Below are 11368 nucleotides of genomic sequence, written 5' to 3'. Positions count from 1 at the left end.
TCGAATTGTTAGGTGGTAAAGATGACTACGATTGAAGTAGTTGGATCGGCTGAGGCACCGCTGCACGCAAACGTATTATTCCTGCATGGACTTGGTGGACACCAGCGCGAGACTTGGAGCATTAAAGGAAAAGACAACACGTTCTGGCCGTTTTGGCTTCATAAGGAACTTTCCGATCATTCGATCTTTTCGGTCGGGTACGAAGCAGGCGTTTCACGGTGGCGCGGCAGAGCAATGGATCTGCCGGGCCGAGCGAATGGTATCTTAAATCGCTTTATTGCCGACCAACGCCTGAAAAGAGGAAGGATCATATTCATAGGACACAGTCTGGGTGGCCTTGTTATCAAGCAATTTCTGCGGATTGCATCTGAAGAAGCATCCTCGCGCCCGGAAGTTCGGGATTTTCTTGAGCGTATCGAGAAAGTCGCCTTTATAGCTACGCCCCATTCTGGTGCGGACCTTGCATCTTGGGCAGACAAGCTACGCATCTTCGTCCGACCATCAGCGGCAACTTCTTGCCTTGCGAGGAACGATCCAAACCTAAGAGACCTCAATCATTGGTACAGGAATTGGTCCCGGGAAAGGGGTATTCAGCATCTAGTGCTGTATGAGTCGATGCCAACCTCAATATTCGGAATGGTCGTCAAGCCTGATAACGCGGATCCGGGAGTTGAAGGTCGCCCGTCGGAAGTAAATGGAGATCATTGGACTATTTGCCGCCCCCCTGATCGCGAACACGACACATATGTGCTTGTGAAGGACTTTATCCAACGCCGGTCTAATACCGGCTCGGTTCAGCCTTTCGACTCTGAAAAACTCTCCAACGCAGTCGTTGAGAAATTAATGGCAGCTCTGGATCAACGTGGAGAGCTGGCGGCAGCGGAAAGCGCTGGAATTGAGCGAAACGTGGTGCTGAAACTCGCTCAAAAGATCAATTCGAGCGTAACAAGCTTTGACCAGGCGCTGCGTGAGTTAGAGAGAGCCGTCGACACAGTCGTAGCAGCTGTCGCCAATGAAGCCCAACAATCGAAAAGTAATGATCAGCAAGTCGATGCGGCACTAGTTGCGATTGCGGAGAAATCTGCAGTTGGTGACTTTGACGCTGCTGCGCAAGTAGCGACGACTGCGCTTGATGAGTGGCTTTGCGCTCAAGAAGAAAAGCGCAAGAGCGTACTTCCGAACGCGTTGCAACTTATTGAAGCAGGTTTGCGACAAGACATTCTTCGGCGTGACGAAATGTCAGCTGCGCACCGCATTCTAAAGCGTATGGAGCTCGAACATGGGGAAAGCCGGTTGGAACGTTTCTCCGAGCTACGCGCACGACAGGACGAGTGGTACGAGCGTGGGGTCGACAAAGGCTTGAATTTTGATCTTCTGGTATCGGTCGAGTTGGCTCGGTTTGCTATCGACGCCGCTTCCAGCACGAACGAAAAGGTCGATGCTATGAACGACCTGGGTATGGCTCTTCTTGCGCTCGGACATCGAGAGGTCAATTCCGAAAGATTGAAAGAATCGATTCGAATTTACGACGAAGCCCTTTCAATATGCCCGCAAGCGTCATACCCGAAGGGATGGGGCACCACTCAGATGAACAAGGGAAACACTCTTTGCGAGTTAGGAGTGCGTCGAGGGAGCGTGCCTCTCCTTGAGCTTGCTGTGCACGCGTATCGTCAATCGCTGCAGGAGTGGAGGAGAACAGAATCCCCAGAGGTGTGGGGGAAAATTCACAGTAATCTGGGAAGCGCGCTATTCGAACTGGGCAGTTTTTCGATAGGTATTGCTCAGTTTGAGGAAGCTATCGACGCGTATGCGCATTCCCAAGAGGTGCGCGGGCCGGAAGAGTTTCCCGTAGGTTGGGCCATCACACAGAACAATCTCGGAAAAGCTCTTATGGTTTTAGGCGAGCGTCGTGAGAGTTCGCAAGAATTGAAAGAAGCGGTCCAAAAATTCGAAGCGGCCTTAGCAAAGCTGTCGCGTGATAGCGATCCAGTTCGTTGGGCAATCATCGAGGGGAATCGCAGTGAAGCTTTGCGTGTATGGGGCGAGCTCGAAGGGGACCCGCAGATTTTGAGTAAGGCTCTAGTCGCAAGCGAAAATGCTCTCGCAGAACTTCAAGGAGATAGAGCTCCCCTACATAGAGCCGAATGCCGAGTTGGCTTGGCTGACGTGAAGAGGGCGCTCGGTGAACTGACGAGAGATGCAGCTTTGCTTCGAGACGCGGCGGAGATCTGTCGCGAGACTGAGAGCGAGTTTATTCGAGCGGAGGGGCCACGGAACTGGTCGCACTGTCAGAGTGTCGGCGGTAATGCGACTAGATCGCTTGGAGAGATCGAGAAAGATGAGTCCGCTCTAGCTGTGGCGCTCAAATGTTGCTCGGCGAGTTTGGAGGAATTGTCTCGGTTCAAATATCCGGCGGATTGGACTCTCGCTCAATACAACCTCGGACGCGCCTTGTTGGCTCTAGGAAAAGAACACATGAACTTATTCCTGATCGCGGAAGCTGTTAGCGCACTTCAGGCAGCGTGGGATGGTATGGGAAGGGACTTCTACCCACTAACCCAAAAGAAAGCAGAAATCCTACTCATGGTGGCCAATGAAATGCTGGGCGATCCAAACGGGGTGACGCCGCGAGGTCGACGAGCCCTGACTCTTGGAAATTAGCGGAAGTCCGTTAGCTTCCTCGCCGGTGTCCAGTCGATCCGGGTGACGCTAACGTTCGAATGCCTGTGGAGAGGGACGCCTCTCAGCCACTGAAATCTACTCGTCATGAGCGTTGAGCCATAACTGGATGGCGCGCGCCGCTCGCATCCACTCGCTGGAGCTCTGGGACTTGCTTCTGCCGTGTTGAGATCCCGCAAGCTCGCGGATCGCGGACAAAGCAGCGCGTTCGGCCTCAGCCATAGCCGCAGAGGCGTTCGGTGTTGGTTGCTCGGTCGCGAGACTTTCCAGCAGTCCTCGGGCTTCCTGATCGGTGCTTATTGCAGCGACCTTCAGGATCGATCTGCAGTAACGGGCTTTGATGAGGCTTTGGTCGTCGCTCATTCGAGCGCGCTCGGGGACTTGGGCATTTGGCAGCGTAGGAAAGTCAAAGTGGTTAGTTTGGTTCAAGATGTAGCCTTGGTCGATGAGACCATAAAACAGGCGATTGCGGGCTTAGTTCCCGGTAAGGGCCGATCAAACCTCTTTAAGGAGGTAGCGCCCGCGGAGCTGCTTTTCGATGCGTTCCACGGTTTTCGAGAGATCCGGATGGCGTCGGCGTTCGGTAGCGTTCGTCAGCGCGGACCAGTTGCCGCCGCCGATCGGGATAATCGCAATCCCAGCATTGGGAAAGTTGGAGCGTGCAAGCTTCTCGTGAAAGAGCCAGATTAGCTCGTCGGCGGTCATTTTCTTTTTGGGCATGGAGATCAGACGTCAGGACCGGTTGGGAGTCTGATTTCCTGTAGGGGATCACTCCGGGGCACGCAATTCATATCGGTGCCGAAGTTTCTCCAGCGTTGCTTCCAACGCGCGATGAAGCGCGTCCGGGTCGCCTTCGGAGAAGGCAAACATCGTCCAGTTCGTATCGGCTCGCAAGTCGCAGTACTCAACGTCTACCGCCTTCACGGTCTCGCATCCGGCGCGACCGCGTATTTCAGCGAGCGCTTCGCGCTCAAGCTCTTCTTTCGAAAGCGTGACTTTCATCGATTGCTCCACTGCGTTTTCCCAGAGAACAGCGGCAGCGAGGGATCGTTCCGCTGGGGAGCTTTGTCATGATCGATTCAACCGCGGCAGCCTTCCACGCAGCTCTCAAGACCGTGATCAAGCGGGCGATCATTCCTGGATGCACTAGGTGATTCCGAGATGAGGTGTCAAAACCAGGGGCAAGTCTGGAACCGGGCGGTCAACGACGCAGCGCTGACCTATGGCTACACGGAAGCGACAATCCGGTTCATCCCGACGGCGCGAGAGATCGTCCAGGCCGAGATCGTGGCGGACTGGCTGCTCTGGCTCGGCAACAACCATGGCGGTGTGCGCTGGATGGTGTCGTGGGCTCAAGACGGGCCGATCTGGCGGATGGCTGAACGGGAGCGCTGCAGCCTGCGGACGATCCACAGTCGCCTCGACCGATCCGTGTTTCTCGGGACTGCGCGATGGTAGTCGACCGGAAATGAGCGTAGCCGGGATCTGCACTGCCCCGCTTCAACATGGAGCGGGATGACTATGAAAACAATTGTCACGAAGGTGTTGGAGGTGATGGTTGAGGTGGTTGTTCCGCTCGCGGCCACTACACTTTAGACGTCAGATCTTACGAGATGCGGGATAGACCAAGGGCCATCGCGAGATTCTCGTTGAAACATTCTCAGGTTGTATGCAAGCTGAGAGCATACTTTGCTTTTTTTGGGGGGAAGATGTTTCAACGCGCATTGTGCACCGCCCTTGTTTCGCTTTTGCTCACCAACGATGCTCTCTGCCAAGACGCCTCGGCAGAGATCGATCTAACCACGACCTGGAACGGTTCCGGCTCGACTGTGAGGGGCTCGTCTACCGGAGCTAGCGTGTCATTCGTTACCATTCACGCCAGAACAGAGTACGCAAGTAATCCCGACGGGTCTTTCCGGGAACACAGTCCTCCGAACATTTCATTCAGATTCGGGCCGCCGCCATATCAAGCAAGTGCAAGAATACTGACAAACGATGACCGCAAGAACCTAGAGGAGATGGTTAGTGCGACTAACAAGCGATTGGATCAGCTTCTAGAGCAGCAGAACAAATCTGAGGCAACGGTTAAGGAGCTCCATCGACAGTTGCTCGGGCGCATCGCGGCTTTGCCTGTGGAGCTCGTGAAGGACGAGCAGGCATACAAATTGCTGAAGAGCAGGCTAACCGCTGACGTAGACGAAGCTTTTAAAGGCAAAGCAAAAAGATGAGCATGCACAGAGCCGTTCTCTCAATTGGGTTTGGTGCAGTTGCTATACTAGGCGTCTCTGCGTCGTCGGCCAGGGATAAAGAGGCAGACAAGGATTTTACTAAAGCAATGGCGGAGGCCGCAGTTAAACTCAGCGGATCGTCCATCAAGGCGATCGGAAAGTCCTCGGATATCGAATTTCCCAAGCCTGAAGGTTCAGCGACGGAGCAGCATGAGGCTCTCGCTGCTGCCTTGATTGGCTATAAGCGCGAAAGAGCGCTTCAAGAAGGTATGCTCGATCAAGACCGAGCCACAGCGGAGTTTCTCTTGGATGGCTCTGCAGCGATTGCGGTCTACTCCGGTGTCGGTGCTGTGCCCGCCTTGATTGTGCGAGGCGCGGTGCAAGTCGGCACAGATATGTACTTCGACAGTGCCGCAAAGCAGATGAACAAAGAGTTGGAGGGCTATCTCGCCTCGAAGAAGCCAGAGTTGATCAAAATCGGCGGCGTGAAGTATGAACAACTTCGTGTTAAGTCGCCGGCTGAGATCGCGAAAGCGCTCAATAATTCCACCAAGATCTTTAACGAGCTGGAGGGGATGTTTCCCGACGATCCGGCGGGAAAGCAGATGGCTAAGGATTTGGTCATCGAAGGCATCAGGAATACAAGTTTGGCCACCTTAGACTTGGTGGCCAAAGACTCTAAGCGAATCGACAAGGTGCAGGTTAGGTTGGAGAAACTTACTAGAAGCTACGCAAAATTTGCTGTCGAGACGACAAAGACTTTGAAGGCCCACGAAGAAACGTTGACTTCACTAGGTGGTGCAGTCAACGAGCTAAAGACGTCGGTCGTAAATCTTGACACGCGGATGAAAGCACAGGAGCGCGACCAAGGTATCATCGCCGATTTCGTTTTTGATCGAATGCCGGCAGAAATGAAAGTTCAATCGCTAGAAGCTGGCTTTCTACGTGAGCGTTTTTCGTGTGCTGAAGCCACCGTTGAATGTGAAGCTGCAAAGCTTAAAACTGATCTGCTTGCACGGTTCAAGGCCGAAGCAAAAGTCGATAAATTTAAGGCTGGATTCCAGACTACGGTCGCTGGCTTAGCCAACGCTGCGACGATTGCCTCAAACTTGGGGATCGATGTTCCCGGTTTAGACGATGCGGCGAAGGTAGGAAGTGTTGCCTTCGATGCATTTTCCAACTTTGCGGCGGGTAACTATCTTGGAGCGGCCGCCGCCGTCACGGGGCTTTTCGCTACACGGGCGGACCCCGAGCAGGCGCGGTTCGATGCTCTGAGAGGATATTTAGATCGGCAGTTCGCACGCATCAACGCGCAGCTGGAGGTGATCATCTCCAATCAGCAGAAGCTGATGGATGCTATTGTTCAGCTGTCGGAACAGATGCAGCGCCAATACGATGCGCTAGAGGAGCGTCTCGCGAAAATTGAGTTCGAACTAAAACGAGTCAGTGATACCGCGCGAATGACGGCGTGGTCTGCATGGGCGCCTTGTCACGCGGTCCATCTTCGTGTCGCGACCGAGGCTGCTCGTTTTGACTTTAGCTCGGGCGATTTTCAAAGCATGAATGGGATATATGCGCTTGCACAGGCCGAGGGAAACTCCATTAGATCGTGTCGGGATCAAACGCGAAACGCCGGTAGCAGCATGGCTGCCCAACAGATATTCGGCAACTTTTTCGATGTTCGAAATGCGGTCGACTACTATAAGCCGGACCTTATCCCCGCTGAATCCGCGTCAGGTAAATATCACCCGAAAAGTGCCCTGGAAGCATTCTTGACAGGAGTGCACGGCCCGACGGTTGACATCCTGAGCGAATTTCTCGAGCGCAGAAAGGTGCCTTGGTCGTATGCGTTGCAGTTGATGACGTTACCGGCTCCAACTGTTAGAGAGACCAATGATCGGGTCGAAAAAATTCCGGATAAGAAGGAGCCGTGCGGATCGAACGGGTACGTTCTTGAGAGGTTGCAGAGATCGGTATGTTTCAGCGCCGACGGGCCGGAAAACGCGGCAAACAGAATCCTATCGACTGCAATGCTCGCGGACACAGCATTGATTATATCTGATTGGATATTAGTGAACGCGCGGGGCGCCGATATACTCGATCAGACGAATAATCAATTTATACCACCGAGCGAGGTCTTGAAGTCTTCAGGGAGGTTGTCGGGAGCCGGCGCTCAAATGACGCGCGATGCGCTCACGATCGTTGATGCTGCCATGACGACCTACTCGGTGTTATACGGAGACGTGACCGCTCGAGCAGTTGTAGATATTTTGAACGAAGGCCCGGGCAAGAACGACGCAGAGGAAAGCCTTCGAGTGCAACGTATTGAAAGAACTCGATCGCTTTTGGCATCAAATGGCTACCTGGCCGCGAACGTTGCCACGCTACTTTTGCATGATAGATGGAATGTGCTGGATCAAGACGGAAAAAAGAGTGCGCCTTCGCGACACGCATACCGCGCCGCCTTGGATTACGCGCTGTCATCGAAAGTCAATCCGACGTGGCTTCTCGAAGGACTGTTCTCTGGTTCGATGGAGTTCGTCGCGGAGCATGACACCCAGAAGGTTCTCGTAACGCTTGTGGGAACCGGTGATAAGAAAGTCCAAGTTCCTCTTCGTGGGGTGGAAGCCTTCATCGAAGGTCAGCTCGTGTTCCCGCCAAGAATGATTAGCCTGCTGCGCAGGCGTGCGCAGTTAGTGGATCGAGTTATTGACTACACTATATTCACGAAGCTGCCGCTCAACCAGCGGGAAACGCTCGCGCTGCTCATTGCCCGAAGCGCGAAAAACCTCGGAAAATGAAGATATCAATAATGAGGCATAAATGAAGACGATGGTTCTCGCAGCGCTCTTGACTGTCATCGGGGCTGTTGATGGTTGGACGCAGGGTTCGCCCTATAGCTTAAGTACGTCGCCCGCGGGAGAGTACAAGTATCAGTGGTGCGTCCTCGGGCCGGGTATTCCTCCGGGCGTCAACTGCGTAATTTACCGAACCGACTCAGCTCCTACTGAAGCAGACGCCAGATCCGCGGCTGAGCTCATCGCATTCCGTCTCGACGCCCTTCGGATGCAGCAACAAACAAATAGCCTCGTTAATGACCAGTTGTCGGCCATGCAGGCGCAGCTCAAAGATTTGACGCTGCAGATATCGAAGCAAAACGAGGCTGCAATGATTTCGTTACGAGGTGAAATGATTGCGAGGTTTGAGAAATTGCCGCTCGATCTTGTTCGCGACAAGGAGGCCTATGCTTTGCTCCTTAAGAGGTTGAAAGAGGACTTAGATCTGGCGGTCCCGGGGAAAAGTAAGTGAGAAAGTGGTCTAAGAGTTATAAGGCCCTTGCATCCAACTCACGAGTTTAGCGCAAAGACAGGAAATCCATCGACCGTTAGTTCTACGCAAACTGCGTGACAGTTCTCGCAGCTAAACCTCTCGCAAGTTATGCCCGTGTCGTCCGGATTGGAGCCTCCGTCTAACAAGGTCGGGGACCCGCATTCTGGACATCGAAAGATGTCTCGTCTTGTGCCTATTAGGCTTTCGGTCGCGGACAATTGGATCCCCCTGGTGAGCCCTCGTTCTTCGGACTTTGGTTTGCCGCCCTTCGGGGTCAATCTCCGTCGGGCTTAGGAGTCTGATTTAGCCGTGAATGGTAGCGGCTGTGCCGTATCCCACTGATCCACCTCACGATGGTCCCCGACAAGCATCCCGACGATGCGGGGGCATTGCACCTGCAATACATGCTTGACGGCGGTGTTTCCCGACTGTTCGAGTGTCGAAATCGCCACCGAATTCACCCGTTCGAAAATCCCCCTTAGGTTGCGTGAAAGTCAATTGTGTCGGCAAGATAGCGCGATAGTATCCGGAAACACAACCGGAGGAAGCAGGGTGGGGGCGTTAAGGTTTCTTCTGGCGCTGGCGGTCGTCGTGTCGCACACCGGTACAAATCCGTTCTATTCGGGTGTCGGCCCGGTAATCGCTGTTCAAGGTTTCTTCGTCATTTCAGGGTTTCTGATCGCCCGAGTCTGGGATCAGAAATACTCGAAGCAGGCCGGTAGCATCCGCTTGTTTTATGAGAACCGGGTCGCGAGGATCTTCCTGACGTATTGGGCCATTCTGGCGCTGATTGTGATTTCGGCGCTGCTCGTTCTCGCCGTCAGCGGGCATTGGCCGGGCTTTGTTCCTCGTGATCTCTATGTGTCGTGGCAGATGATCACTCTGCATCTCGTCGCAAACGTCTCCTTGATCGGATCGAGTGTACTGCTGTGGCTGGGCGCATCTCCGGATGGCGTCCTTTATTTGACGGACAGTTTCGGCTCGTCGCCGTTGGCTGTTTGGCGCCTCCTGCTTATCGCTCCAGCATGGTCCTTGGAATTGGAGCTTTGGTTCTACGTAATCGCGCCATTTGTTCTAAGGTTGAGGCTTCAATGGATAGTGGGAATCGCACTTGCAACTTTTTCAGCGCGCTTCGCTTGGTATCAATTGGGGACATCCGCAGATCCTTGGAGCTATCGGTTTTTCCCATTCGAACTTGGAACATTTCTGCTGGGCGCTGTCGCCTACAGGATATCTGCTGCCCGTCGCTTTGATCGTCGTATTGGTCTTGCCCTTTACGTATTATTGATCGGCGGTCTGGGGCTCTACTTCCCCGCATATCTCAGCGACCATCGCTTCGCATTTCTCGCTATGTTTGCTGCCGTGCTTCCAGCCATTTTTGATCTGACAAAAGATTGGAAGTTTGATCAGTTTTTAGCGGATATGTCTTTCCCACTATACTTAGTTCACTGGCCGACCATGTTCGTCGCAGCCTTAATACCCGCGCCTTTCAAATCGTGGCCAGGGATGTTGGGGGTGGTCGCTTCCATCGCTCTTGCCGCAATCCTCGTTGTTCTCGTGGAGCGTCCGATCGAGAGATGGCGGCATGCAAATCTCAAAGCGCGTAGCACGGACGATAAGGCAAAGCCTGCACTCGTGCCGTACTCTGCGTAAGGCACGGTTGCCCTCTCGATGGTAACTAATTCGCGCACGCTTGAGTGGGTCACCGTTCGCCTTCGTGTTGAAGCGCGATCTCTATCCTGCTGCGAACGACAATACGCCGATGCGGCCTAGCCGGGCGGCTTAGAGCCAGCTTCGCAGGCTACCTGTCGAACTGCGGGAAATACAGCTTGTTCCCACAGTTTGAAACCGGCCGCATTCAAATGGACGCCGTCGATGGTGACACTCTGTTTGACACCGTCCATGGCTCCGCGCAGGTCGACGAATGGCAAGTTGCGCTGCGAAGCGATGTTCCGAATGATTTCGTTATTGCTGGTGGCTAGGTCAGCGCTGAAGAAACGCGCGAGAGATCGGTTGGTATCGATGGGCGGCAAGCCGACGACGACAACGCGGGATGTCAGCTTGGAGATGTTGTCGAGCAGTGACACGTAGGACTTGGAGAGCGCTGGTGGTGGCAGAGAGTTGACGAGGGAGTCGTTAGTCCCGATCGCGACCACAACAAGTGGAAAACGGCGACCTTCGAACATTGAGGCAACCAGGCGATCGTAGGCAAACGAAGATGCGCCTCCAATGCCGCCATTGACGATCGGATGACCGCATATCTCCAAAGGAAGCCTGGCAGCTTCGGTTATGCTGTCGCCGATAAAGAGAACTTGGTTCTCGGTCTGCAGCAGATTGCTTTTGATACCGAATATTCGGATGTCGCTATGGCGATTGTCGCTGTTGGACGGGTCGGACAACTGCCACTGGACCCTGAGGTCGCGGATTGCTTCCGTCTGCTCGTCTAATCGTTTCGAAAATTGGCGGGTCTGATCAAAGTGCCAGACGAGTGCAGCGATGGTTACCATGCCTGCCAGCAGGCTAGAGGCAAATGCGAACTTCTTCATTGCGTGGGCTGCACTCTAACTTGTGTTGCAACCCGCGCGGTTGAAGCGTCGTGATGCTGCGACGTTGATCTCACTAGCCAGTTGCTGGAGATCGGTGGAATCTTCGATTCGAACGACGGGAACCTGGTCGATGTCGATTTTCATATCGCCAACGACCACCAGCAGCAACGGTTTTGACTCCAGAGACCGAAGTAGGCTGCGGAGGTCCTGTTCCGACGCCTTGTAGACCGCAGCGTTTAGCCCTCGAATGCCGCAAATCTCCCGGGGAAAGTATGCTTCGGCCGGAAGGCTGCCGCCGGTGACCATGTAGTAGTCCTTAGTGCCGAGCTGGGCCGATTGCGACGTGATTGTCCGCTTCCGCCATTCGATGTGGGCATCATCTGCTGATGCGGTCGGTGAGTGCAGCAAGAAGTTGGCCGCCGCAACGAAAGCCACGAGCGCCGTCACGCCAAAAGCCGATGCGGCTTGCTTCTCGTGGGTCATTTCCGTTCTCCCGCTTCGGTAGAGCGGCAACATAGCATTCGCGCTGTCGATGTAACAACCAGTGATCGAGACGCTTGTGCGACACAATTTCTAAATATTTCC

Annotated in this window: 11 protein-coding genes; 6 read left to right on the top strand and 5 right to left on the bottom strand. The window is 54.0% G+C overall.

What is annotated here, in order from left to right; all coding sequences use genetic code 11:
- Nucleotides 1–21: 21 nt before the first annotated feature.
- Complete coding sequence (locus tag AB7951_RS15605) at nucleotides 22–2661, top strand: alpha/beta hydrolase (protein ID WP_441255910.1); 2640 nt, start codon at nucleotides 22–24, stop codon at nucleotides 2659–2661.
- A gap of 96 nt (nucleotides 2662–2757) precedes the next feature.
- Here AB7951_RS15605 and AB7951_RS15600 read toward each other — a convergent pair whose 3' ends face one another.
- The 3 genes from AB7951_RS15600 to AB7951_RS15590 form a co-directional block, all read right to left on the bottom strand.
- A complete protein-coding gene (locus AB7951_RS15600) occupies nucleotides 2758–3042 on the bottom strand; it encodes a hypothetical protein (RefSeq protein WP_441255909.1) in 285 nt (94 codons plus the stop codon).
- Nucleotides 3043–3174: 132 nt separating this feature from the next.
- Nucleotides 3175–3384, bottom strand: coding sequence for a hypothetical protein (locus AB7951_RS15595; protein WP_441255908.1), 210 nt, complete (start codon nucleotides 3382–3384; stop codon nucleotides 3175–3177).
- Between the two features lie 63 nt (nucleotides 3385–3447).
- A complete protein-coding gene (locus AB7951_RS15590) occupies nucleotides 3448–3681 on the bottom strand; it encodes a hypothetical protein (protein WP_441255907.1) in 234 nt (77 codons plus the stop codon).
- A gap of 159 nt (nucleotides 3682–3840) precedes the next feature.
- On the opposite strand from AB7951_RS15590, the gene AB7951_RS15585 reads away from it, so the two are divergent.
- The 5 genes from AB7951_RS15585 to AB7951_RS15565 all read left to right on the top strand — a co-directional run bounded on the left by AB7951_RS15585 (nucleotide 3841) and on the right by AB7951_RS15565 (nucleotide 9890).
- Complete coding sequence (locus tag AB7951_RS15585) at nucleotides 3841–4137, top strand: DUF6362 family protein (protein ID WP_441255906.1); 297 nt, start codon at nucleotides 3841–3843, stop codon at nucleotides 4135–4137.
- A 398-nt stretch (nucleotides 4138–4535) separates the two neighbouring features.
- Nucleotides 4536–4907, top strand: a complete 372-nt coding sequence (locus AB7951_RS15580) for a hypothetical protein (RefSeq protein WP_441255905.1) — start codon at nucleotides 4536–4538, stop codon at nucleotides 4905–4907.
- 2 nt (nucleotides 4908–4909) lie between these two features.
- On the top strand, nucleotides 4910–7708 hold the full coding sequence (locus AB7951_RS15575; protein ID WP_441255904.1) for a hypothetical protein: 2799 nt from the start codon (nucleotides 4910–4912) through the stop codon (nucleotides 7706–7708).
- A gap of 22 nt (nucleotides 7709–7730) precedes the next feature.
- A complete protein-coding gene (locus AB7951_RS15570) occupies nucleotides 7731–8216 on the top strand; it encodes a hypothetical protein (RefSeq protein WP_441255903.1) in 486 nt (161 codons plus the stop codon).
- 438 nt (nucleotides 8217–8654) lie between these two features.
- Nucleotides 8655–9890, top strand: coding sequence for an acyltransferase family protein (locus AB7951_RS15565; protein ID WP_441256119.1), 1236 nt, complete (start codon nucleotides 8655–8657; stop codon nucleotides 9888–9890).
- 116 nt (nucleotides 9891–10006) lie between these two features.
- Here the strand turns inward: AB7951_RS15565 and AB7951_RS15560 are convergent, their stop codons facing one another.
- Both AB7951_RS15560 and AB7951_RS15555 read right to left on the bottom strand, forming a co-directional pair.
- The gene (locus tag AB7951_RS15560) at nucleotides 10007–10783 is read right to left on the bottom strand and encodes a GDSL-type esterase/lipase family protein (protein ID WP_441255902.1); all 777 of its coding nucleotides are present in this window, start codon (nucleotides 10781–10783) and stop codon (nucleotides 10007–10009) included.
- 15 nt (nucleotides 10784–10798) lie between these two features.
- Nucleotides 10799–11266, bottom strand: a complete 468-nt coding sequence (locus tag AB7951_RS15555) for a hypothetical protein (RefSeq protein ID WP_441255901.1) — start codon at nucleotides 11264–11266, stop codon at nucleotides 10799–10801.
- Nucleotides 11267–11368: the final 102 nt, after the last annotated feature.

This window comes from Tardiphaga sp. 285_C5_N1_2 (assembly GCF_052076065.1).
Taxonomy (GTDB): Bacteria; Pseudomonadota; Alphaproteobacteria; order Rhizobiales; family Xanthobacteraceae; genus Tardiphaga; species Tardiphaga robiniae.
This window is presented reverse-complemented; position numbering and strand designations above follow the sequence as displayed.

Coding starts and splice junctions, on each gene's coding strand:
- AB7951_RS15605 (WP_441255910.1), top strand. CDS start 22: ATGACTACGATTGAAGTAGTTGGATCGGCTGAGGCACCGCTGCACGCA.
- AB7951_RS15600 (WP_441255909.1), bottom strand. CDS start 3,042: ATGAGCGACGACCAAAGCCTCATCAAAGCCCGTTACTGCAGATCGATC.
- AB7951_RS15595 (WP_441255908.1), bottom strand. CDS start 3,384: ATGACCGCCGACGAGCTAATCTGGCTCTTTCACGAGAAGCTTGCACGC.
- AB7951_RS15590 (WP_441255907.1), bottom strand. CDS start 3,681: ATGAAAGTCACGCTTTCGAAAGAAGAGCTTGAGCGCGAAGCGCTCGCT.
- AB7951_RS15585 (WP_441255906.1), top strand. CDS start 3,841: ATGAGGTGTCAAAACCAGGGGCAAGTCTGGAACCGGGCGGTCAACGAC.
- AB7951_RS15575 (WP_441255904.1), top strand. CDS start 4,910: ATGCACAGAGCCGTTCTCTCAATTGGGTTTGGTGCAGTTGCTATACTA.
- AB7951_RS15570 (WP_441255903.1), top strand. CDS start 7,731: ATGAAGACGATGGTTCTCGCAGCGCTCTTGACTGTCATCGGGGCTGTT.
- AB7951_RS15560 (WP_441255902.1), bottom strand. CDS start 10,783: ATGAAGAAGTTCGCATTTGCCTCTAGCCTGCTGGCAGGCATGGTAACC.
- AB7951_RS15555 (WP_441255901.1), bottom strand. CDS start 11,266: ATGACCCACGAGAAGCAAGCCGCATCGGCTTTTGGCGTGACGGCGCTC.